The 21094-nt window shown below is 66.6% G+C and carries 22 protein-coding genes; 5 read left to right on the top strand and 17 right to left on the bottom strand.

Annotated features, from left to right (window positions below; translation table 11 throughout):
* Positions 1-22: 22 nt before the first annotated feature.
* The 8 genes from QYL93_RS20170 to QYL93_RS20135 form a co-directional block, all read right to left on the bottom strand.
* A complete protein-coding gene (locus tag QYL93_RS20170) occupies positions 23-397 on the bottom strand; it encodes a hypothetical protein (protein ID WP_305745321.1) in 375 nt (124 codons plus the stop codon).
* Between the two features lie 226 nt (positions 398-623).
* Complete coding sequence (locus QYL93_RS20165) at positions 624-1106, bottom strand: GNAT family N-acetyltransferase (RefSeq protein ID WP_305745320.1); 483 nt, start codon at positions 1104-1106, stop codon at positions 624-626.
* 32 nt (positions 1107-1138) lie between these two features.
* Positions 1139-1555: a GFA family protein gene (locus QYL93_RS20160; RefSeq protein WP_305745319.1), complete on the bottom strand. Its 417-nt coding sequence runs from the start codon at positions 1553-1555 to the stop codon at positions 1139-1141.
* A 99-nt stretch (positions 1556-1654) separates the two neighbouring features.
* Positions 1655-2200: an energy transducer TonB gene (locus QYL93_RS20155; protein WP_305745318.1), complete on the bottom strand. Its 546-nt coding sequence runs from the start codon at positions 2198-2200 to the stop codon at positions 1655-1657.
* Between the two features lie 112 nt (positions 2201-2312).
* Complete coding sequence (locus QYL93_RS20150) at positions 2313-2588, bottom strand: hypothetical protein (protein ID WP_305745317.1); 276 nt, start codon at positions 2586-2588, stop codon at positions 2313-2315.
* A gap of 7 nt (positions 2589-2595) precedes the next feature.
* Positions 2596-4476 (bottom strand): M14 family metallocarboxypeptidase, encoded by a 1881-nt coding sequence (locus tag QYL93_RS20145; protein ID WP_305745316.1) that lies wholly within the window; start codon positions 4474-4476, stop codon positions 2596-2598.
* A gap of 142 nt (positions 4477-4618) precedes the next feature.
* Positions 4619-5161, bottom strand: a complete 543-nt coding sequence (locus QYL93_RS20140; protein ID WP_305745315.1) for a DUF4124 domain-containing protein — start codon at positions 5159-5161, stop codon at positions 4619-4621.
* Between the two features lie 99 nt (positions 5162-5260).
* Entirely contained in the window at positions 5261-6319 is a 1059-nt protein-coding gene (locus QYL93_RS20135; protein WP_305745314.1) for an endonuclease/exonuclease/phosphatase family protein, read from the bottom strand.
* A gap of 240 nt (positions 6320-6559) precedes the next feature.
* On the opposite strand from QYL93_RS20135, the gene QYL93_RS20130 reads away from it, so the two are divergent.
* From QYL93_RS20130 to QYL93_RS20120, 3 genes are read left to right on the top strand one after another with little or no spacing between them, the layout of a single operon-like run.
* Positions 6560-7597, top strand: a complete 1038-nt coding sequence (locus tag QYL93_RS20130) for a zinc-dependent alcohol dehydrogenase family protein (protein WP_305745313.1) — start codon at positions 6560-6562, stop codon at positions 7595-7597.
* A gap of 5 nt (positions 7598-7602) precedes the next feature.
* Complete coding sequence (locus QYL93_RS20125) at positions 7603-10392, top strand: cation-translocating P-type ATPase (protein WP_305745312.1); 2790 nt, start codon at positions 7603-7605, stop codon at positions 10390-10392.
* A complete protein-coding gene (locus tag QYL93_RS20120) occupies positions 10389-11930 on the top strand; it encodes a DASS family sodium-coupled anion symporter (protein ID WP_305745311.1) in 1542 nt (513 codons plus the stop codon). Before QYL93_RS20125 ends, QYL93_RS20120 begins: the two co-directional genes overlap by 4 nt.
* 15 nt (positions 11931-11945) lie before the next feature.
* Here QYL93_RS20120 and QYL93_RS20115 read toward each other — a convergent pair whose 3' ends face one another.
* The 5 genes from QYL93_RS20115 to QYL93_RS20095 form a co-directional block, all read right to left on the bottom strand.
* Positions 11946-12329 carry a chaperone modulator CbpM gene (locus tag QYL93_RS20115; protein WP_305745310.1) on the bottom strand — a complete coding sequence of 128 codons (384 nt, stop codon included), beginning with the start codon at positions 12327-12329 and terminating at the stop codon, positions 11946-11948.
* Complete coding sequence (locus QYL93_RS20110; protein ID WP_305745309.1) at positions 12310-13239, bottom strand: J domain-containing protein; 930 nt, start codon at positions 13237-13239, stop codon at positions 12310-12312. Before QYL93_RS20110 ends, QYL93_RS20115 begins: the two co-directional genes overlap by 20 nt.
* Positions 13240-13267: 28 nt before the next feature.
* Positions 13268-13675, bottom strand: coding sequence for a TraR/DksA family transcriptional regulator (locus QYL93_RS20105; RefSeq protein ID WP_305745308.1), 408 nt, complete (start codon positions 13673-13675; stop codon positions 13268-13270).
* A 126-nt stretch (positions 13676-13801) separates the two neighbouring features.
* Entirely contained in the window at positions 13802-14926 is a 1125-nt protein-coding gene (locus tag QYL93_RS20100) for a HAMP domain-containing sensor histidine kinase (protein WP_305745307.1), read from the bottom strand.
* Positions 14927-15041: 115 nt separating this feature from the next.
* The gene (locus tag QYL93_RS20095) at positions 15042-15692 is read right to left on the bottom strand and encodes a BON domain-containing protein (RefSeq protein WP_305745306.1); all 651 of its coding nucleotides are present in this window, start codon (positions 15690-15692) and stop codon (positions 15042-15044) included.
* A 212-nt stretch (positions 15693-15904) separates the two neighbouring features.
* Here QYL93_RS20095 and QYL93_RS20090 point away from each other — a divergent pair, with 212 nt between their 5' ends.
* Both QYL93_RS20090 and QYL93_RS20085 read left to right on the top strand, forming a co-directional pair.
* Entirely contained in the window at positions 15905-16591 is a 687-nt protein-coding gene (locus QYL93_RS20090; RefSeq protein ID WP_305745305.1) for a PRC-barrel domain-containing protein, read from the top strand.
* A 57-nt stretch (positions 16592-16648) separates the two neighbouring features.
* Positions 16649-17449, top strand: a complete 801-nt coding sequence (locus tag QYL93_RS20085) for a DUF1269 domain-containing protein (RefSeq protein WP_305745304.1) — start codon at positions 16649-16651, stop codon at positions 17447-17449.
* A gap of 110 nt (positions 17450-17559) precedes the next feature.
* Here QYL93_RS20085 and QYL93_RS20080 read toward each other — a convergent pair whose 3' ends face one another.
* The 4 genes from QYL93_RS20080 to QYL93_RS20065 form a co-directional block, all read right to left on the bottom strand.
* Positions 17560-18213, bottom strand: coding sequence for a BON domain-containing protein (locus tag QYL93_RS20080; protein ID WP_305745303.1), 654 nt, complete (start codon positions 18211-18213; stop codon positions 17560-17562).
* Positions 18214-18358: 145 nt separating this feature from the next.
* Complete coding sequence (locus tag QYL93_RS20075; RefSeq protein WP_305745302.1) at positions 18359-19183, bottom strand: GGDEF domain-containing protein; 825 nt, start codon at positions 19181-19183, stop codon at positions 18359-18361.
* A complete protein-coding gene (locus QYL93_RS20070) occupies positions 19183-20670 on the bottom strand; it encodes an ATPase domain-containing protein (protein ID WP_305745301.1) in 1488 nt (495 codons plus the stop codon). Before QYL93_RS20070 ends, QYL93_RS20075 begins: the two co-directional genes overlap by 1 nt.
* Entirely contained in the window at positions 20667-21065 is a 399-nt protein-coding gene (locus tag QYL93_RS20065) for a hypothetical protein (RefSeq protein ID WP_305745300.1), read from the bottom strand. Before QYL93_RS20065 ends, QYL93_RS20070 begins: the two co-directional genes overlap by 4 nt.
* Positions 21066-21094: the final 29 nt, after the last annotated feature.

Here is a 21094-nt window from a genome sequence, read left to right as displayed (position 1 = left end):
CTCCGCTCGACAACGCTGACGCCTACTGCGCCATGCGCTTGGACAGGAACCGCATCGCAAAGGGCAGCAAGATCCCCAGCGTGATCATGATGAAGCGCACCAGCGGCGGCTGGTTGCCCATGGCCCAGTGCCCGAACCAGGCGACGATGAACACCGAGTACACGTAGATGCGCAGCACCTGCATCACGTCAAGCGGCACGTCCTCGATGAACTCATAGTTCGTGGTGCGTTTGAAAAACGGAATACCTTCGCTGCCCAGTTCACGCAGCCGCGCACTGCCCATCGGAAAGATGGGAAACCCGATCAGAAACCACTTGGTGGTGACGAACGAGTCGTCCTGCTCGAACTTGCACTTGCCCAGGTAGGACGTGCCGATGCCGTTGTAGGTATTAGCCATGGAGCACACCCCGCGCTGTGTTTCCCCGCCGTGGGTTGACTGGGCTGGATTGCCACCCATCACGGCAATGCATCCCGCGAGCAAGCAGGCCGCAAAGGGCCATGGCGCCTTGATTCCTCATTGGTATTCCCCTTGTTGGATTTGATTTTTAGTTACCGCGTCCCGTTGCACTGGGGTCAGCCACGGCCAGCGGTGGCGTGATGGTGCCATGGGAGCGGCAGGGGAATCAATCCAGGGCGACCGGTGGGCCGTTGTCGGGCGCCAACGGCTTGCTCATGTAGACGGTGAACCCCCCCATGAATGGCTCCTCGCGGTCCACGACAAAGCCTTGGTGCAGGTACAGATCCACGTTCGATGCAAACTGCTTGTTGGTGAAGAGCCTGAGTCCAGCGAGCTGCAGCACCTTTGCCGTTTGTTCGGCCTGCGCGAGCAGGATGCGCGCACAACCACGGCCCTGAAAGGCGGGCGCGACTGCCAGGTTCTCGATCAGCAGCCATTGCGGCTCAGGGATCATCTCGACCAGGCCGGCGAGCACGCCGTCGACGTGCAGCAGATCGACCAGGTGTTCCCTGACAGCCGCCTCGTAGTCCGCCTTCATCGGCAAAGGCTCCCGCCCGATCACCGGCACCCACTTCGCATACGCGGCGCGGGTCAGCAAGGCCACCTCTGGTGCATCGCCGGCGGTAGCGCGCCTGATCTGAAAGTCCATGGGATGCTTGCCTCTCTGCCTGCCGCAGCCGCTCAGTCTTTGCGCGCTTCGCCCGCTACATGCCACGCAGGCACCGAACCCGCATGGATGCTGTGCAGCGGCTTTTTCGGCGTGAACGGCGTATCCAGCGTGCCCAGCGAGAACGACATCCACGCCGCCGCATCGCCATGCTCACTGTGCCAGGTCAGCGGCGAGCCGCATTCCGGGCAGAACGTGCGCGTGACTCCGGGGGATGAGTCGCGGCGCTTCACCACGTCGGCGCCGCGCGTGAAGGCAAAGCTGCCCACCGGCACACTGCCATAGGACCCGAAGGCCGCGCCATGCGCCTTCTGGCACATGCTGCAGTGGCAGTGCGAGGCGGCCCTGATCTCGGCGCGGGCTTCGTAGTGGATGGCGCCGCACAGGCAACTGCCGTGGTACAGCGGGGGTGGGTGGTCTTGCGTGCTCATTCGGGCGAGAAACGTCCTTGTGCGGATGGCCCGATTCTGCCTGCGGTGTGCCATTCAAGCAGCCCATGCACATCCATCCTGCGCCTGCCAGACCCACGGCTACCGGGTTGGGGCGGCTCCCTCTGCCCGGCACCAAGGCAGCCACGTCGATGGGCACAACAGAGCCATGCGGCTATCGATGCTGAAGCCGATGGGAATTTTGGCCCAGGAGGCGTGTGCGACCCCGTTCGTCCGGGCAGGAACGAACTGGAACTGCTGGACCGATTGCAGCGCCGCCGCATCCAGAGACGGGTGCCCCGAGCTCTGGTGCACCTCCACCCGGCTGGCCGCGCCCGATGCGCTGATGAGCACCCTGAGAACGGTCTTGCCCTCTATGCCCGCCAGCAGTGCTTCAGGGGGATAGTCCGGCTTCTTCATGGCCGCATACCGTGCAGGTTCCTGGCGCAGCGGGGCGAGCGCGGGCTGCACCACGCCGTACAGCGCCAGGGCCAGCACTGGCCAGAGACTGGCCGCCCTGGGAAACTTCGGCATCCGCAAAACCATGGCGATCCCGATCAGGCTGGTATGGGGCCGCAGGTCGCGGCCGGTGGTTGCACCCTGTGACCGCCATGGCGAAACAGGTGTCGTTTTGTAGTTGGTGGCCATGGGCCGGGTTCTGCATCGGCCTCGGATACGGTCCCCGATGTTTCCCTTGCACACCAGCCAGTACCCCCAAAGGGCCCTCAATCCCTCAAAGGCGTCAGGGGGCTTCCCTGGATCAGCGCGGCTGCCTACCAGCGTTGATCCAGGCCATCACGCCCATGCCCGCCAAAAGGGCCACGGACAGCCACATGGCGATGGCAGGGCCCGATGGGCCGAGCAATTGTGCGGCCAGCGAAAACAGCCATGCCAATCTGCCTGTGTAGGGAGGCACGATGGGGTTCTGCCAAACCATCAGTCCGACGACGGCGGCCATTCCCAGCAGACCGATCGCGGCTTCCTTGCCGTTAATGAGGGGCTTGCCGCTGGCGTCGCGCGCAGGCGAGTATTTCATGGATGGATCAATCCGTCTCTTCAAACACCAGCGACGGCGTGGACATGATGCGCGCCGTCTGCGACAGGTCCTCGATCATGCGGTTGGCGAAGTAGCTGTTCTGCGTATCGGGCTCCAGCGCGGCCACGGCCAGGTGGGCCAGGGGCTGGTTCAGGGGCACGTAGTAGCTGCCGGCGGGCACGTCGATGGCGGCGCGCACGGGGGTGACCTGCACGCGGATGATGTCGGCGCTGTCGCTGATGGTGCCCAGCACGTCGCGGCGCTCCGAGGTTTCGCGCGCAGTCTCGCGGTAGGTGTCGGCCAGCAGCGAGCCGCCTTCGCCAATGCGCAGCACCTGCAGGCCCAGCAGCTTGAGGCGCTCGACCACCGGGGTGGCCTGTTGCGAGACCCAGTAGCCGCAGGGGCGGGCGCGCGATTTGAGGGTGCGCAGGTTCAGCGACGAGTTCCAGTCCACGCGCACCGGGCGGTCCATGCCGGTCTCGGGGTCGATGAAGACCACTTCGCGCTGGGTGGGCGTGGGGCCGGCCTCGACCACTACGTTGTCGCGGCAGGCCTTGGCCGAGATGTCGCGCACCACGAAGCCGCGCACCTGCTCCAGGTTGGCGGCGCGCTCGGCGGTGGAGCGCAGCGCGCTGGCGATGGCCGTGACCTGGGTATGCACGCGCCGCTGCATGTGCAGCGGGCCGATGCCCACGCCGCGCGTTTCGATCAAGAGGCTCACGGTGTTTTTGAGGCCATGCACGTTGCGGCCCGTGTCGGGCTGCACGCCGCCCATCGACAGGGTGCGGTCGTCCGCACCGGTGGCATTGGTGTAGTACCACTCGCTGGAGAGGTTCTGCGCCTTGAGCGCGGCCTGCATGGGCTGGTGGTACCACTCCTGCGAGGCCTTGGTCAGAAACTCGGGGTAGTTGGCCGTGGTGGTGTACTGCAGCAGTGCGTCATAGCGCTGCACGGCGTTGAACTTCTGCAGGTAGCGGCCGGCCACGGTGTACTCGTGTGCGTCCACCACCAGAATGGGGCGGTAGTCGCGCACCAGGCGCGCGATGGCCTGGGCCTCGGGCGTCTTGAGCAGCAGGTGGTCGCGGTTCATGTCGATGCCGTTGGCCGTGGCCCGGGTGTCGGCCTGCGCACCATCGGGGTTGGCACGCGGCACCACGATCACGTTGATGCGTTCGAGCAGCGGCTCCAGCAGGCCCTGGCCCAGCTCGCTGGCAATGACCAGCAGGGCCTCGGCGCCGGCGGGCTCGTTGCCGTGCTGCTGGCCGATCAGCACCACGGTCGGGCGCTTGCCGGCATCCAGGCTGGCCGGGTCGTCACCGGGGGCGCGGGTGAGCAGCAGGCCCACCAGGGGCTCGCCGCGCTGCGAGGTGCCCAGGCGCAGCACGCTGGCGCGCGAGGGGCTGCCTGCCGTGCCCGAGGCCACGGACTGCAGCCATTGCTCCAGCTCGGCATTGGTGGTGTAGGCGCGGCGGCCGGGCGCCAGGCCCGGCGTGCTGTAGCGCACCGTGGGGTCCGGGAAGCGTGCCATCACGGCGGGGCCGTAGGGCGGGGTGGCCAGGGGTTCGTTGCGGCCCACCACCGGTGCGGTGGGCGGCAGCGGCGCGGTGATGACGCCTGTGGCGGCGGGCTGCGGCGCGGGCGCCTGCTGCTGGGCGCCCAGCGGGCCGGGCACCACCCTGCCTGGCTGCACGCGGGGCGCCGGGGCGGGGGCATTGGGGCGCGGCGCCGTGGCACCTGGCGCATTCCAGGGCGGCAGCGGCGTGCTGCTGCAGGCCGCCAGCAGCAGGGCCACCAGGGCGGCTGCCGCCGTGCGGCCAGGCCCCCGGCTGGTCTGGGCGTCGGTGTGCTGCTGGGGCGGTGGGGAGGTGTGGGCTCTGGGCATGGTCATATAGAGGTCTCGTCGCCCCTTGCTCAATCCGGGGCCTGGCCCGGCATCTTACTGGGCGCCTCGTTACCACATGTGTCAGCCGGCACGCCGTTTTGCAGGGTGTGCGGCGATAGCGGGCTTCGGCCGGGGCAAGCTTGGCCGTTCAATGGCAGATCGTCTGGGCCCCTACGCGCGAGCAGGTCTTGCCGGTGGCTGCATTCACGAAATCCGGGCCGCTTTTCATATGGATACCGCCCTTGTTGTCGTGGCAGAAGCCGGCCTCGCAGTAGACGAAGACCACGGGCCCGGACGCGGCAGGCGCCTTTCCGGCCACTGGCGGCGGGCTTGCGCCCGGTGGCTCGGCACCACAGGCGGCGGCCACCCGCGTTTCCTGCCCCTGCACCCGGATGCGCTTTTCCTCTGGCGACAGGGTGCGCAGGCCCACGAGCTGGGCCATTTCTTCCTTTGCCTTGCGGCACGGCACGGAGTTGGCGGTGCCTGCCCCTTGCGCCCTGTTGCGCGCCTGCTCCCAGGCCACTTCGCGCACGCTGGGGTCGGGGAGGATCACCCCACCTGTCTGGCTGCGGGTGCAGGGCTGGTCGCTGTAGACCATCTTTCCGTCCGGCTGTTTGCAGCGGTGTACCTGCGCGCCTGCGGACAGGGCCGCAAGGCCCAGGCAGGCCATGGCGATGGTGTTCCAACGCATCTGTCTGTTCCTCATTTTTCTCGGAGGACTGTAGCACCGGCATGCGCCGGTGTAGGCAGGCAAATGGGTGATGCCGCGCTGCTGGTGGCGGGTGGGTTTTCAGCCCATTGGCGGGGCTGCGGGCGCAGGCTGCGGTTCCATCTGCAGCCGCAGCAGCGCACGTACGAACCCATGGTCCGAGCGGGTGCGGTCGCGGCCCTCGTGCAGGTGGTCGTTGAAATAGTCCACCCGGCGCACGTCGCCCAGGCTGTTGCGCCCGCGCGGCAAAAACTCCTCGCTCACCAGGATCTGGTCCAGCACCGAGGGCGAACCCTGGTGGATGTGGGAGAAGGCCACGTCCTTCTTGAGCGCCATCTCGCCCTGCAGGTCATAGGCGTTGAACAGCGCCACGTCGCGGGCCGAGCGGTCGTAGGCGATCTCGGTGGTGGCGCAGATCAGCTGCGTGGTCACGCTGTCGGGCGTGTCGTTGAAATCGCCCATCACCACCAGCGGCACGCTGGTGCGCTGCAGCAGGTCGATCACCAGGCAGCGCAGGGCCATGGCCTCGGCGCCGCGCATCACCAGCGAGCGCAGCGAGGCCAGGGCGCCCACCTTGCGGTCGTCCTTGTCCTCCAGCGCATGGCCCTGTGCGTCCTGCAGAAACTTGGGGCGCTTGGACTTGAGGTGAGCCGTGAGCACGTTCACCCGCTGCCCATGCTTCATGCGCAGCGTGGCCACCAGGGGCGGGCGCTCAAAGCGCGTGTGCGGGCCCAGGCCCGGCACATCGACCTGAAAGGCCGGCGGAAAGTTCGCAAACGACTGCACCGCCTCCACCTTCAGCCGCGTGGCAATGCCCACGCGCGGCGTGCCCTGGGCACCATGGCGCGTGGCGTCGTTCTCGGCACCGGGTACCGATACAAAATCGTAGCGCAGCCCGCTGTGCGCGATGGCCGCCTTCAGCGCCGCCTCGTCCCACACCTCCTGCACGGCCAGCACATCGGCGTTGAGCGTGCGAAACCGGTTGCCCAGCCACTCCACCTTGCGCCCGTAATCGGCCTCGGTGTAGGCGTCCTGGTTGGGGTAGAACATGCGCCCGGGGTTGGCCAGGTTGAGCACATTGCAGGTGGCCACCATCAACGTGTCCAGGGGCGGGGTCGTGTCGGCAGGGGTGGGGCGCATGGGGGACAGCAGGTGGGGAGTGGGAGGAGGGCGCTTGCCCAGGCGGTGACTGCAAGGGGCCCATCCTAGCGGGCTTTGGTTGCAATGGTCCTGCAAGGCCTGTGTGCAGCAGGCTTGATCAGGATCAAACGCCGGCCGAATAAAGCAACTGCCTGGGAGATTTGTGCGCCAGCGCACTGACAGCTACCGGGATGGCGCAGACAGTGGATTGCCACCCCGACCACCCAAAGGACCCTCACCATGCTCGCCCTCGTGTACCACGGCCCCGGCCAGAAGAAGCTGGACGAACGCCCCAAGCCCACCATCCAGGACGCCACCGACGCCGTCGTGCGCATCACCCGCACCACCATCTGCGGCACCGACCTGCACATCCTCAAGGGCGACGTGCCCACCTGCCAGCCCGGCACCACCCTGGGCCACGAAGGCGTGGGCGTGATCGACTCGGTGGGCCCGGGTGTCACCACCTTCAAGCCCGGCGACCGGGTGCTCATCTCCTGCATCAGCGCCTGCGGGCGCTGCGAGAACTGCCGCAAGGGCATGTATTCGCACTGCAGCACCGGGGGCTGGGTGCTGGGCAACCGCATCGACGGCACCCAGGCCGAGTTCGTGCGCATCCCGCATGCCGACACCAGCCTGTACCCCATCCCCGACGGCGCGGACGAAGAGGCGCTGGTCATGCTCAGCGACATCCTGCCCACCGGCTTCGAGTGCGGCGTGCTCAACGGCAAGGTGCAGCCCGGCTCCACGGTGGCCATCGTCGGTGCCGGCCCCATCGGCCTGGCGGCGCTGCTCACGGCGCAGCTGTACTCGCCCTCGGAGATCATCATGATCGACCTGGACGACAACCGCCTGGCCGTGGGCAAGCGCTTTGGCGCCACGGCCACGGTCAACAGCGCCGATGGCACCGCCGCCCAACAGGTGATGGCCCTCACCGGCGGGCGCGGGGTGGACACGGCCATCGAGGCCGTCGGCATCCCGGCCACCTTCACGATGTGCGAGGACATCGTGGCCGCTGGCGGCACCATCGCCAACGTGGGCGTGCACGGCGTCAAGGCCGACCTGCACCTGGAGCGGCTGTGGTCGCACAACATCACCATCACCACGCGCCTGGTCGATACCGTGTCCATGCCCATGCTGCTCAAGACCGTGCAGTCCCGGCGCATCGACGCCAGGCAGCTTATCACCCACCGCTTCAAGCTCGCGGACATCCTGCAGGCCTACGACACGTTCGGGCGGGCCGCAGAGACCAAGGCGCTGAAGGTAATCATCGAGGCATAGCCCGCATGGCACAGCCGCAGGGGCCGCACGACCCATCAACGCAAGGCGCCGAGGATCTGGCGCGCCTGCTCGGCACCGACCTGGCAAGCGGGCTCACTGCAGACGAGGCCGCGCGCAGGCTCGCCCGGGACGGCCCCAACGAACTTCAGGCCACCCCGCGCACCGCCGCCTGGCGCCGCCTGTTGTCGCAGTTCCAGGACCCCCTCATCTACCTGCTGCTGGGCGCGATCATCGTGTCGCTGCTGGCGTGGGTGTTCGAGGGCCTGCACGGCTGGCCGGTGGACGCCATCGTCGTCACGGCCATCGTCCTGCTCAACGGGGTGCTGGGCCATGTGCAGGAAGCCAAGGCACACGACGCCGTGGCCGCGCTGGCGCGCATGAGCGCGCCCACCGCCTCGGTGGTGCGCGGCGGCCAGGTGCAGCGGGTGCCGAGCGCGCAGTTGGTCAAGGGCGACCTGCTGGTGCTGGCCGAGGGCGATGCCACGCCCGCCGATGCGCGCCTGGTGCGCGCAGCCGCCCTGCGCATGCAGGAGAGCTCGCTCACCGGCGAGAGCGAGGCCGTGCTCAAGGACCCCGCGCCCCTGCCAGGCCCCGCCGCACTGGGCGACCAGTTGAACATGGTGTTCAAGGGCACCTTCGTCGCCCAGGGCAGCGGCAGCGCACTGGTCGTCGCCACCGGCATGGCCACGCAGATGGGCGCGATTGCCGGCATGCTGGCCGCCACGGTGGAGCAGCCCACGCCGCTGGAAAAGGAGATCACCCACATCGGGCGCATGCTGGGCGTGGCCGTGCTGGCCATCGCCGCCGTGGTGGTGGGCACCATTTTGCTCATCTCCCGGCCCGACAGCATGGCCGAGGTTGTCGGCGTGCTGCTGCTGGGCGTGGCCCTGGCCGTGGCGGCCGTGCCCGAGGGGCTGCCGGCCATCCTGTCGGTGGTGCTGGCCCTGGGGGTGCAGCGCATGGCCGGGCACCACGCCATCATCAAGAACCTGTCGTCGGTGGAGACGCTGGGCGCCACCTCGGTCATCTGCACCGACAAGACCGGCACGCTCACGCGCTCGGAGATGACGGTGGTGCGCATCATGACTGCCTCTGGCGCCACCGACGTCACGGGCGTGGGCTATGCGCCCGAAGGCCAGGTGCAGCGGGCCGGCACGCCCTTGCAGCCGGGCCCGCTCCATGCCGAGCAGGTGGTGCTGCTCAGCGGCGGCAGCCTGGCGGGCAATGCATCTCTGCAGCAGGCCGACGATGGCGCGTGGCAAGTTCACGGCGACCCCACCGAGGCCGCTTTCCTGGTGGCCGAGCACAAACTGGGCGCCACGGCGCGGCGCAAAAAGCGGTTCGAGCGCATTGCGGAGCACCCCTTTACCTCCGAGCGCAAGCGCATGTCCACCATCGAGCGCGATCTGGAGCACGGCGGCGAGCGGGTGCTCATCTGCAAGGGCGCGCCCGACGTGCTGTTGGGCCTGTGCACCCACGCCCGGGTGGGGATGGACGTGGTCGCGCTCGACGCCGCCTTGCGCGCGAAGATACTGGCCGATGTGGACGCACTCTCGGGCGACGCCCTGCGCACGCTGGCGGTGGCCTACCGCCCCCTGGGCGCGCATGAGGACCTGCAAGAGGTGGATGCGCTGGAGCGCGGCCTCATCTTCGTGGGCACTGCGGGCATCATCGATCCGCCGCGCGAAGAGGCGGCGGTGGCGATCCGTGAGGCACGGCGCGCCGGCATACGGGTCATCATGATCACCGGCGACCACCCGCGCACGGCGGCACGCATCGCGGCCGACCTGGGGCTGGTGCCGCCCGGCGCCACAGCGCTCACCGGGGCCGAGATCGATGCGCTGGACGCTGCGGCCTTCGCCCAGGCGGTGCGCCGCACCTCCGTCTTCGCCCGCGTGGCGCCCGCGCACAAGCTGCGCATCGTGTCTGCCCTGCAGGCCGACGGCCACATCGTCGCGATGACCGGGGACGGCGTGAACGATGCCCCCGCGCTCAAGGCCGCTGACATCGGCGTGGCCATGGGCGTAACCGGCACCGAGGTGGCCAAGGGCGCGGCCCGCATGGTGCTGGCCGACGACAACTTCGCCACCATCATCGAAGCGGTGCGCGAGGGGCGCGGCATCTTCGACAACATCCGCAAGTTTTTGCGCTACCTGCTGTCGTCCAACATGGGCGAGGTGCTGACCGTGTTCCTGGGTGTGGTGGGGGCCGGCGTCATCGGCCTGACCGCGCCCGGCGGCGCGCTGGTGCTGCCGCTGCTGGCCACGCAGATCCTGTGGCTGAACCTGATCACCGACTCCTGGCCCGCGCTGGCGATGGGCATGGACCCCGCCAGCGACGACGCCATGGCGCGCAAGCCCCGCCACCCGGGCGAGCGGGTGATCGACGCCGCCATGTGGTGGGGCGTGGTGCAGATCGGCATTGTGGTGGCCTTGGCCACCCTGCTCACCATGGACATGTACCTGCCCGGCGGCCTGATCGAGGGCGACCGCGATCTGGCCAACGCCCGCACCGCAGGCTTCACCGTGCTGGTCTTCGCCCACCTGTTCAACTGCTTCAACGCCCGCTCCGAAACCACCAGCGCATTCGCCAACCTGGCCACCAACCCCTGGCTGTGGGGCGCGGTGGCCCTGTCCGCCCTGCTGCAGGTGGCAGTGGTGCACCTACAGGTCTTGAACCTGGCCTTCGGCACCGCACCGCTGTCGCCTGGCCAATGGTTGGTCTGCGGCGCGATGGGCAGCACCGTGCTGTGGTTCAGCGAGTTGCGCAAGCTGCTCACAAGGAAACGTCCATGAAACCCGCCTCGCCCCTTGTTCCTGTCCTCGTGCCTCCGGTGCTGCCCGTGCCTCCCGCTTCGGGCAGGCATGTTGTGAGAACGGTCGGACTTTTTCTGGCCGTGGCCGCGCTCCTTGCCGTGTTGTGGATGCCGACGTCGCAGGGCCTTCCGCCGGCCGGCCAGGCCATGCTGGCGATCCTGGCGTTTGCCGTCATCGTCTGGATGACCGAGGCGCTGGACTACGCGGTGAGCGCCGTGGTCATCGGCGCCCTGATGATCTTCCTGCTGGCCGCCGTGCCCGATGCGGCCCGGCCCGCCGGCGAAGCTATGGGCACAGGCGCAGCACTCGGCCTGGCACTCTCGGGCTTTTCGAACAGCGCCGTGGCGCTGGTGGCTGCCGCCTGCTTCATCGCGGCGGCCATGACGGCCACGGGGCTCGACCGGCGCATCGCGCTGTTGGTGCTGTCCCGGGTCGATGCGCGCACCAACCACATCGTGATCGGGGCCATGGGGGTGGGCTTTCTGCTGTCATTCATCGTGCCCAGCACCACGGCGCGGGTGGCTTGCCTGGTCCCCATCATGATGGGCTTCATCCTGGCCTTCCAGGTGGACAAGCGCAGCCGCTTCGCCGGCCTGCTGGTCATCACCGCCGCGCAGACCGCCAGCGTGTGGAACGTGGGCATCAAAACCGCCGCCGCGCAGAACATGGTGGCCATCGGCTTCATCGAAAAGCAATTGCAGACCAGCATCACCTGGCTCGAATGGTTCATCGCCGGAGCGCCGTTCTCCGCGCTGCTGAGCATTGCCGTCTATTTCATCATGACGCGCATGATGAAGCCCGAGATGAAGGAGATCGCGGGCGGCCAGGCCACGATACGGCGGCAGCTCGATCTGATCGGCAAGACCAGCAGCAGGGAGTGGAAGCTGCTGGCCATCGTGCTGGCGCTGCTGGGCTTTTGGGCGACCGAGAAGGTGCTGCACGACTTCGACACCTCGTCCACCACCATCGCGGCCATCGCCCTGATGCTGCTGCCCCGCCTGGGCGTCATGGACTGGAAGGAGTCCCAGCGCGGCTTTCCCTGGGGCACGGTGGTGCTGTTCGCGGTCGGCATCAGCATCGGCACGGCCCTGCTCAAGACCCAGGCCGCCGGGTGGCTGGCTCACCTCATCGTGCAGAACCTGGGCCTGCAGCAGGCCAGCGCGTTCGCAATCCTGATGCTGCTGTCGCTGTTCCTGATCGTGATCCACCTGGGGTTCGCGAGCGCCACGGCACTGGCATCCACGATGATCCCCATCATCATGAGCGTGCTCCTGGCGGTGCAGACCCCGGGCATCAACGTGGTCGGCATGACCATGCTGCTGCAGTTCGTCGTGAGCTTCGGCTTCATCCTGCCCGTCAACGCACCCCAGAACATGATTGCCTATGGCACCGGTACCTTCGATGCCCGCGACTTCGTGCGCACCGGCATCGCCATCACGCTGGCGGCCACTGCCTTGCTGGTGCTCTTCTCGCTGACCTATTGGCCGTGGATGGGGTACATGACCAAGACGGCCTGAAGATGCAGGCCGTGTTCAGGACGGCCTGTACTCGGCCGTGACGTCGATCGGCTCTGGCATGGCCTGCGGCAATGCGCCATGGGGGCGCGCTACCTGGCTTTCCAGTGTCCTGATGCGGTGCGTGAGCACCTCGATGCGCTGCAGCCCGTCCATCAGCAGCACCACCGTGAAGATGTCCAGGTCATAGGTGACGCGCAGCTTGACCGCTGCCCGCAGCGGGACGAGGCACTGCGCGCTGAAGTGCAGTTCCTCCTGCTCCGAGGCCAGCGGCGCGATGGCGCCATAGTCGACCAGCTCCGCCAGCTCCTGCGCGGTCAGCCCGCTTGCTCGGGTCAGGTCGGACAGGCTTACGCTTGCGCGCTGGTCCAGCCAGTGCCAGTCATGTGCTTGTGGGGCCATTGGCATGCTCCAGGGTCGTTGCTTCACGGGGGTTGAAATCCGATGCACTGGCCAGTTCCTGGAACAGCTCCCGCTCGCGGGCAGAAAGCGTCTTCGGAATGTCCAGGTGCACCACGGCATAGAAGTCTCCGCGCCCGCCATGGCCATTGGCAAGGCCTTGCCCTCGCACCCTGAGCTTGCGGGCGTGGCGGGTGCCCGCAGGCACCGTCAGCAGCATGGGGTTGCCCAGGGTGGGAATCTCCACCTGCGCACCCAGGGCCGCCTCCCAGGGGCTGAGCGCCAGGTGGAAGTACAGGTCATGTTGCTGCACCTGGAACAGCGGGTGCGGCGCCAGGGCAATGTGCAGGTAGATGTCCCCATTGGGGCCGCCCTGGTGCCCTTTGCCGCCTTGCCCACGCAGGCGCAGCTTCTGGCCATCGCGCACGCCCGCCGGTATCGTCACTTCCAGCGCCCGGCCGGCGCCACCGTCATCAAGCTCCAGCGTGAGCTTGGCTCCCTGGTGCGCCTGCTCCAGGCTGATGCGGGCCGTGGTGTCGAAATCACGGCCCGGCACCGGCCCGCGATCACTCTGGCGGCCCGCCCGTCCGTGCCCCATGGCCGCCAGCAGGTCAGCCAGGTCCATGTCCGCGAATGTGGGGCCGTTGCCGCCACCAGGGCGTTCCCAGGCGGGCGGCGGCTGGAACTCCTCGCCGGGGACGTGCTTGCCGATGTTGTCGTAGGCACTGCGCTTTTCCGCATCCTTGAGGGTCACATAGGCTTCTGCAAGCTCCTTGAATTTTGCCTCGGCATCGGCATCCTTGGAGAGATCAGGATGGTACTGGCGGGCCAGCTTGCGGTAGGCCTTCTTGACCTGCTCCAGCGTGGCGTCGCGTGGCACGCCCAAGGTGGCGTAGTAGTCTTTGTATTTCATGGGGCGCAGCAGGCCGTGGCGTCTGGGGTCATGTCGCCGCCTTCGGGTGGGTCGGCGTCCTTTGGCTACGCTCGTAGCGGCTTTCGCAGGCCACGCAGCGCAGTGCCTGGGGTTCAATGCACAGCCGCTGGAACGGGATGGCCGCCATGCAGTCGGTGCACAGGCCGTACTCCTTGGCGTGGATGCGTTGCAGTGCACTGACCACCGCATCGAACTCCTGGCTGTGCATGTCGGACAGTACGCCTTCCACCGTGCGTTCCTCCGCCAGTTGCGGTGCGTCGCCGGCATCTTGCGCCAGGGCCTGGTGGGCCGAGTCCACCTGCGACAGACCTTGCCGGTGCAATGCCTGCAACACCTGCATTTCGGTGCGGCGCGCTTGCAGAAGGTTGGCAAGGCTTGCGCGCTGGCTGCGGGACAGGTGGGCTATCGTATTCATGTCATTGTCCGGTGCGGGGGCATTTCCCAAGATAGTTCGGGCGGGCGGTTGCCGTCTGTGCGCTGGCGGACGCAATGGGGGAACATTTCGTTTTGTTGGCGGCCGTTGGGGCCCTTATTGCCTGGCCTATGGCATGGAGTGCCGGGGCAGCGAGATGGTGAAGACGCAACCCGAGCCCGGAACATCGCGCACGGTCAGGGTGCCGTGGTCGGCTTCGATGCTCTGGCGGGCGATGGACAGCCCAAGCCCCAGGCCCGCGCGGCTGTCGTCGTTCTGCCTAAACGGGATGAACATCCTGGCGGCGCCGCCCGCTGGCAGGCCGCCGCAGTGGTCCTCGACGTCCATCAGCACATACTCTCCTAAGGCATAGGCCGTCAGCCTCACTACAGTGTCCTGGTGCGTGTACTTGAAGGCGTTCTGCAGCAGGTTGGCCAGCGCAGCGTGCAGCAGGTCGCGGTTGGCTTCGACCGCCAGCGCAGGGTCTACCGCAATGACCTCCAGCACAGCGCCTTTGAGGCCCACGTTCAGGCGCGCTGCCAGTTCGACGTCGGAGATGAACGCTGCGACGGAAAAAGCCTGGCGCTGGTCCGAGCCCTCGCCGCGCACTTCGGCGGTAGCCCTGCTGATCAGCAGGCCGAGTGTGGACAGGCTGCGCTTAAGCACCGCGCCGGTGGCGCCGCCGATGGGCATGTTGCCCAGTTCGAGCGCCCGCACGGCCAGGGTGGCCGTGCCCAGGGAGTTGCGCAGCTCGTGCACCAGAAACCCGAGCCGCTGCTTTTCGCCGGCGATCTGTTGCACGGACAACTGCGCATCGCGCTGAAAGCTGAACTCCGTCACCGCGTCGGCGATGGCGTTGTCCAGGCACCGGTTCAGTGTCCGGAACTCCACCACGGCAAACGGCGCATCCCGCTCGAACGCCAGGTCGGTGATGGCCTGGCACAGGTCGCCGTAGTCGTGAACCACCTGGTCGACGGTGTAGCCGAGCAGCAGCAGCTCCTTGCCATGCGCGGTGGCACTCACGCCGATTTCAGACAGGGCCCCCGCGTCGCCGCCAGAGGGGCCCGAGATGGCAACGCTGGTCGCGGCGTCGTCATCCTCCTCGGCCGCGAGGGTCCGGGTGAGTTGGTCCAGGAACATGGGCACCCCATGGGCCAGTTGCTGGTCAGTGGCTTTGCGCCGGGGGCGCTCGGCCACCTTGCGTTTGCACCGCGCGATCAATTCGCTGCGGTTGTTGGACAAAAAATGGTGCATGGAAACCTTTGTAGCGGGTGCGCGGCACGCGAAGGACTTGGTGCGGCTCAAAAACCCGGCGAAGCGGTTCTGGCAAGTCGCGGCAACGACGCCAGAAGAGTTTTGTTGGCCGCTATCACGCCAGGGTCATGATGTCTATGACGCTGCTAACCCCGGGGGTACCCCATGCTGAATTGGTGGCTATGGCGCGGTCTGCCCAGCTCTGGACGGTTCCTGTCAAAGTGACCTCGGCCCCATGCAGCCTGACGGTGATGTTTTTCGCGTTGGAGATCGACGAGCGCATCAACGCCGCCTCGATGTCCGACTGAACCGACCTTGCGGTCAGCGAAGGCTTGAGGTCGATCTTGTCGCTCACGCCGGTGACCCCCAAGAGGTGCCGAACCGCTGCTGCCGCTGCGCGCCGTTGGTACTGCCAGTCCACCGTGCCCGTCAGCGTGACCCAGCCGGCTTCCACAGTCACGTTGACCGCATCGGCGGGAAAGGACGAAGACAGCCCCAGTATGTGCTGCGCCGACCCGGCGATCTGTGCGTCGGTGCGCTGGCTGCCGCCAGGCAGGTGGACCTTGAGTTCAGTGGCGATGGCATGCACCCCCGAGACGCGCTGTGCCGCGCGCTCGGCGTTCCATTTCTCCGCATAGGAGTCAACCTGCCCCGCAAGGATGACCACACCGTCCTTCACTTCCACCCCGATGTGCGCCGCGCAGATGGACGGCTCCCATTGCAGCTCTGCACTCACGTCCTGCTGCAGTTGGCTATCGGTCTTCATGGGGCCTCCGGGTCATTGAGTGGATCTTGAGCTTGACCCGGCCTGGGCCCTGCCGTCTGTGCGGTGGCGAACGCTCGGGCTTCGAATGCAGTGGGTTGTCTGCTGGCGTGCGCTGTCGAACAGACGCAGCCCCCCGAAGTCCTTACAACCTTGTGCAGGGATGCATCCGCAACCCATCGCTCACAGGCAGCAAACACACGAGGAACTTCACCATGAAGAGTCAATCATCCCCCCTGGCCTTGGCAGCGCTGGCCGTCTGCAGCGCGCTTTGCCTGAACACGCCTGCCTGGTCCCAGGTTGCCGGCGCAACCACCACGCTCGACGCCACTGTGACCGAGTCGGTACAGCTTGCCAGAGGCTGGAGCGTCAAGAAGACGCTGATGGGCAAGACCATCTACAACGACGCCGGCAAGAAAGTAGGCAAGGTCGATGACCTGATCATTTCTCCCGAACGAAACGTTTCGTACGTCATCGTCAGCGCCGGCGGCTTTGTCGGCATAGGGCGCCACGACGTTGCGATTCCTGTGTCCGCGATCCAGGACCATGCAGGCAGGCTGGTGATGGCTGGCGCGACCAAGGACTCGATCAAATCCATGCTTGAGTTCAAGTATGCCAACGACACGACCAAACGAGACCAGTTCCTGGCCGATGCAGACAAGGACATCGCCAGGGGCAGGGCGAAGGTGGCGGACCTGGAGAAGCGGGCGGGTGTCGCTGCAACCGATGCCAAGGCCAAAATCGACCAGGAAATATCCTCTCTACAGGGCGATGTGAAATCCGCAGAAGCCAAGTTGACGGAGATGAAGCAGGCCACCGTGGCGCGGTGGAAAGAGTTTGAGGCCGGGGTCAGCGCTGCTACAGCCCGCCTGCGCAAATCCATCGACACCGCTACCGGCTGAAAGCCATCGCGGAAGGTGGGCGCGTGGTTTTCCAACTGGCAAAGAAATGGATTGGCAATGAACAAGATGTTGGTATCGATCTTCGACAACGAAATGGCTGCGCAGTCAGGGTTGCAGGCCCTGCGCAAGTTGCATGAAGCGGGTGATATCACGCTGTACTCCAGCGGGGTGTTGCTCAAGGATGCCGATGGAAAGGTCCTTGTGAAGAAGTCCATGGACCAGGGGGGCGTCGGCGCAGGTGTCGGCCTGGCCGTGGGGAGCTTGATTGGCCTTCTTGGCGGGCCGGTGGGCGTGGCCCTGGGCGCTGTCACAGGCACGGTTGCCGGTGCCATTCGCGACTTCTGGGTGGCAGGGGTTGGCCGCGATTTCATAGAAGAGACCGAACGTTTTCTGACCCCCGGAAAGGTCGCGCTGGTGGCCGAGATCGAAGAAGAGTGGGTCATTCCGGTGGATGCGGCGCTGGAAGCCGTTGGCGCGCAGGTGTTCCGGCAAAGCCGCACGGAGATGGTCGAGGAGCAGTTCGACCACGACGTCGCTGCGCTCAAGTCAGAGATCAATGAGCTGCAGGCCGAGGCGTCCCGTGCCAGTGGTGCTGCCAGATCAGGATGGCAATCCAGGATCGCCAGCACCAACAGCCGCTTGGACGCCTATGTTCAACGCGTCAAGGACCGGGTCGCCTTTCTTGAGCTGGAGGCCAAGGACAAGGCCAATTCCTTCAAGGAACAGCTCAGCCGCTCCAAGGGAGACGCCTCCACAATGATCGAGGCGCGCGCAGAACTTGTGAAGGACTCCTACCACAGGCGCGCAGCCAAGCTGTCTCAGGCGTGGGGCCTTGCCAAAGAGGCTTTGGCGGTTTGACGCAGGCAGGCAACGGACAGGGCTGACTCTTCAGCGGTGCTGCAGTACATGGCGCTGCTCCCATCGGTGGCCGATTGCCCGCCCGTGGCGGGTCGGCCACCGCTGTCGAATCAATAGGTGACGACGATGTTGTCCACCACGTTCTGCACGCCAGGTGCGCTCCAGGCGGCGTGGCCTGCCAGGTCCCGCTCAGCCCAGGTGTGGGCTGTTCCAGACAGATAGACATCGGCGCCTTTCACGTTCACCGTGATCATCGCGGCATCGTTGTGGGCGCGCCTTTTCAGTGCCGCTTCGATGTCGGATTTGAGCACCGTCACGGAGACCATGGGCTTGATGTTGATCTGGTCGCTGACACCCGTGACACCCATGAGTTTGCGGATGCTGGAAGTCACCTCGCGCCGCTCGAAGTCCCACCGTACCTCGCCCGTCAAGGTGACCCAGCCTTTTTCGACCATGACCTGGATACTGTCCTTGGCAAGCATGGAAGACCAATTGAGCAGGTCGTTCGCTGAGCGGGCAATGTCCGCGTCGTCCCGCTGGTTGGGGCCGGGAAGTCTGACTTCCATCTCCACAGCCAGGCCGGTGACGCCAGTGACGCGCTGCGCCGCGCGCTCGGCATTCCATTTTTCGGTGTAGCTGTCGACATGGCCCGCCAGGGTGACGATGCCGTTCTTCACCTCTACACCGATCTGGGATGCATTCACTGCGGGTTCCCAGTGGAGTTCGGCGGTGACGTCCTGCTTGAGTTGGGAGTCGCTTTTCATGGTGGTTCCTGAGTGGGGAGGGGCGTTCAGTCTGCGTCCCCTGTGACCATTCATCTGTGCGTTGCCGCGCTTTGCGGGCGATGCGAAGGTTCTCCCGCAAGCTCGCTCCACTTGCTGGTTGCGCCGGGCCTTGCACTCCCCAGCCTCACTGGTCGCCGGCGGGTGCAGGCGGTGGCAGATCCTCGTCCTTCTTCCTCTTGGCGCGGTACATGGCGGCATCTGCCCGAAGCATCAGGTCATCAAGCTCCAGCCCATCGTCCGGGTAGACGCACACGCCGATGCTGGCAGAGATCACGAGTTGCTCGGCCCCAAGCGTCATTGGCGTGGCAATGGCCGCGGCCACCTTGTCGGATACCAGGTTGGCGTCCGAAATGTCGGCGATGTCCGTCAGCAGGATCACGAACTCATCCCCTCCATAGCGGCTCACGGTGTCCACGTCCCGGATCGAGGCTTCCATGCAGCGAGCGGTCTGCTGCAGCACCGTATCCCCGGCCGCATGTCCCAGGGTGTCGTTGATGGACTTGAACTTGTCCAGGTCAATGAACAGCAGCCCCAGCCGGTTGTGGTGGCGCTTGGCGTGCGCAATGGCCTGCACGAAGCGGTCGTGCAGCAGGGCGCGGTTGGGCAGCTGCGTGAGCCCGTCGAGCTCTGCCGAGCGCGACAGCGCGGTCAGCTCCTGCGTGACCTGCTCGGTATCGGCCTGGCTTTGCAGTGCGGTGACGACCAGGTGCGCGTTGGCCTCCACCAGGTGCTGGCTGGTGCCGGGCTCCACCAGCGCCTTGGCGTCCTGCAGCTCGGTGTGCAGGTCGGCCAGCAGGCAGCGCGCGTTGTCGATCTGCAGCAGCAGCTCGGTCAGCTCCTGCGAGGCGGTGCGCAGGTCCGTGGCGACCAGCGCCAGGTCATGGGCCAGGGGCTCGGCCTGGGCCGGTTGGTCGGTCGGCGCAGCGCGCTCGGTGTCAGGCCGCGGCATCAGCGCGCATCCCCCGTTGCTGCTGCGTGGCGGTCTGGTTGGCGCGTGGGGCGCGGGCCCAGCAGGCCCTCGTAGGCCGCCACGCGGTCTTCGATGTGCAGGCCGCCGTCGTCGATGCGGAACAGGCGTATCTCATCGGAGTGCGCGCTGGCGCGTATCTTCACCACCGCGATCATGCGGCGCAGCCGGCTGTCGATCTCGATGTAGCGCTGCATGATGATGGCGTCGGTCAGAAAGGCCGTGCCGTGGGGGCTGAAGCGCAGGTCGGTGTAGCGGTCTTCCAGCTCGGACGTCATGAGCACCGTGACGCCCCTGCGCGCCAGTGCGCTGACCATGCCCGACAGCGATTCGCGAAAGTCCTGCCGGAAGGTCGGCGCCAGCGCCAGTTCGAACCCAGAGAGCGAGTCGATCACGACGCGGGTGGCCTTCAGGCGCTCTATCTCGGCGATGAGCAGGTGCACGATCTCGTCGATGGACAGATCGGGCGCGCGGCTGTCCACGATGCCCACCACGCCTTGCGCAATGAGCGCGGCCACCAGGGGGTTGCGCGAGCCGCTGGGCTGCTGCTCGAAGGCGGCGATCACGCCGGTTTCTCCCTGGCGGGCCCCCTCCGCCAGGAAGGCCGATGCCAGGATGCTCTTGCCCGAGCCCGATGGCCCCGCCACCAGCACCGAGTACCCCCGCGGCAGGCCCCCACCGAGCATGGTATCGAGCTCTTGGACACCGATCGACAGGCGGCTCGCACGGCCGACCGGCGGTGTGCGCGCGGCAGGTGCTGGGCGCTCCTGCGCCACGGGCGCAAAGACGTGGATGCCCTCGTGTTCGATGCGAAAGGTGTGCAGCCCCGGCAGGGTGGGCTGGCCGCGCATCTTCAAGACCTCCATCTTGCGCACCATGGAGTTGCGCTGCACGCTCTGGCGCAGCCAGATCAGCCCATCGGCCACGGTGCACGCCGCGTTGGCCTCGGTGTCGTTGAAATACTCGCCGATCAGAAAGGTGGTGGCCTGCCAGCTCGTCATCAGCATGCCCAACTGGTGCACAAACTGCTGCAGCTCTGCCTGTGACTTGCCCAGCACCTCATTGGCCAGCACCACGGAGCGGAACGAATCGACAAACACCAGTGCCGGGCTTTGCTTTTGCACCTCTTCGGTGATGCGCCACAGCACGGTGTCCAGGTCCCCTTCCAGCGTGGCGTCGGACAGGTTGATGAAGCGGATGGAGTGGTTGATCTTTTCGCTGTCGAAGAACCCGAACTGCTGTTGGTAGCGCAGCATCTTCAGCGGTGGCTCGCCCAGCACCGTGAAATAGATGGCCGGGCGCTCGGGCGTGGCCAGCGCAAACATGATCTGGTGCGCCAGCGTGGTCTTGCCGCAGCCCGGCTGGCCGGCGATCAGGTTGAACGAGAACTCGGAGATGCCCCCGCCCAGCACCTCGTCCAGGCCAGGAACCCCGGTGGCCAACTGCCTGATCGTCACTCTGCTCGTCATGTCTTGGTGTCCTGTGCGGGCGAGCCGCTGAAGATGGGGGACCATACCGAGCCCAGCAGCCGCTGGGTAAGGGAGGTTCCGATCAGGCTGTTCAGCAGCCCATGGAAGGTTTCCAGCGACGCATCGGTGGCGGCGGCCGCTGCTTCGGGGCTCTGTTGTGCCAGCACCCGCCGCAGGCGCTTGAAGCTCAAGGGTTCGTCACTCTCGTGCGCCTCAATCAGGCAGGGGTGCGAGGCGCCCGCCACGTTCAAGGTGCGCCGGTACAGGGCGGCCACGCCCCGCTGCCCGAGGATCGGTGTCAGCACGTCGACAATCGTTTCCCAGCGGCCCACCGCGGCCATGGCCACAAACTGCGCCTGTTCTGCGACTTGTTTTTCCGGGTCGGTGGGCTGCATACGGCAGTCCTTTCGCGGGTGTCCTGGTT

The organism is Acidovorax sp. A1169, assembly GCF_030704685.1.
In the GTDB taxonomy this organism is placed as follows: Bacteria; Pseudomonadota; Gammaproteobacteria; order Burkholderiales; family Burkholderiaceae_C; genus Acidovorax.
The sequence above is the reverse complement of the archived record's forward strand: the minus strand, read 5'-3'. Positions and strand labels throughout refer to the sequence as shown.

What these genes read in the sequence shown, in the direction of transcription:
- QYL93_RS20170 (WP_305745321.1), bottom strand. Translation starts at nt 397, where the DNA reads ATGGCTAATACCTACAACGGCATCGGCACGTCCTACCTGGGCAAGTGC.
- QYL93_RS20165 (WP_305745320.1), bottom strand. Translation starts at nt 1,106, where the DNA reads ATGGACTTTCAGATCAGGCGCGCTACCGCCGGCGATGCACCAGAGGTG.
- QYL93_RS20160 (WP_305745319.1), bottom strand. Translation starts at nt 1,555, where the DNA reads ATGAGCACGCAAGACCACCCACCCCCGCTGTACCACGGCAGTTGCCTG.
- QYL93_RS20155 (WP_305745318.1), bottom strand. Translation starts at nt 2,200, where the DNA reads ATGGCCACCAACTACAAAACGACACCTGTTTCGCCATGGCGGTCACAG.
- QYL93_RS20150 (WP_305745317.1), bottom strand. Translation starts at nt 2,588, where the DNA reads ATGAAATACTCGCCTGCGCGCGACGCCAGCGGCAAGCCCCTCATTAAC.
- QYL93_RS20145 (WP_305745316.1), bottom strand. Translation starts at nt 4,476, where the DNA reads ATGACCATGCCCAGAGCCCACACCTCCCCACCGCCCCAGCAGCACACC.
- QYL93_RS20140 (WP_305745315.1), bottom strand. Translation starts at nt 5,161, where the DNA reads ATGCGTTGGAACACCATCGCCATGGCCTGCCTGGGCCTTGCGGCCCTG.
- QYL93_RS20135 (WP_305745314.1), bottom strand. Translation starts at nt 6,319, where the DNA reads ATGCGCCCCACCCCTGCCGACACGACCCCGCCCCTGGACACGTTGATG.
- QYL93_RS20130 (WP_305745313.1), top strand. Translation starts at nt 6,560, where the DNA reads ATGCTCGCCCTCGTGTACCACGGCCCCGGCCAGAAGAAGCTGGACGAA.
- QYL93_RS20125 (WP_305745312.1), top strand. Translation starts at nt 7,603, where the DNA reads ATGGCACAGCCGCAGGGGCCGCACGACCCATCAACGCAAGGCGCCGAG.
- QYL93_RS20120 (WP_305745311.1), top strand. Translation starts at nt 10,389, where the DNA reads ATGAAACCCGCCTCGCCCCTTGTTCCTGTCCTCGTGCCTCCGGTGCTG.
- QYL93_RS20115 (WP_305745310.1), bottom strand. Translation starts at nt 12,329, where the DNA reads ATGGCCCCACAAGCACATGACTGGCACTGGCTGGACCAGCGCGCAAGC.
- QYL93_RS20110 (WP_305745309.1), bottom strand. Translation starts at nt 13,239, where the DNA reads ATGAAATACAAAGACTACTACGCCACCTTGGGCGTGCCACGCGACGCC.
- QYL93_RS20105 (WP_305745308.1), bottom strand. Translation starts at nt 13,675, where the DNA reads ATGAATACGATAGCCCACCTGTCCCGCAGCCAGCGCGCAAGCCTTGCC.
- QYL93_RS20100 (WP_305745307.1), bottom strand. Translation starts at nt 14,926, where the DNA reads ATGCACCATTTTTTGTCCAACAACCGCAGCGAATTGATCGCGCGGTGC.
- QYL93_RS20095 (WP_305745306.1), bottom strand. Translation starts at nt 15,692, where the DNA reads ATGAAGACCGATAGCCAACTGCAGCAGGACGTGAGTGCAGAGCTGCAA.
- QYL93_RS20090 (WP_305745305.1), top strand. Translation starts at nt 15,905, where the DNA reads ATGAAGAGTCAATCATCCCCCCTGGCCTTGGCAGCGCTGGCCGTCTGC.
- QYL93_RS20085 (WP_305745304.1), top strand. Translation starts at nt 16,649, where the DNA reads ATGAACAAGATGTTGGTATCGATCTTCGACAACGAAATGGCTGCGCAG.
- QYL93_RS20080 (WP_305745303.1), bottom strand. Translation starts at nt 18,213, where the DNA reads ATGAAAAGCGACTCCCAACTCAAGCAGGACGTCACCGCCGAACTCCAC.
- QYL93_RS20075 (WP_305745302.1), bottom strand. Translation starts at nt 19,183, where the DNA reads ATGCCGCGGCCTGACACCGAGCGCGCTGCGCCGACCGACCAACCGGCC.
- QYL93_RS20070 (WP_305745301.1), bottom strand. Translation starts at nt 20,670, where the DNA reads ATGACGAGCAGAGTGACGATCAGGCAGTTGGCCACCGGGGTTCCTGGC.
- QYL93_RS20065 (WP_305745300.1), bottom strand. Translation starts at nt 21,065, where the DNA reads ATGCAGCCCACCGACCCGGAAAAACAAGTCGCAGAACAGGCGCAGTTT.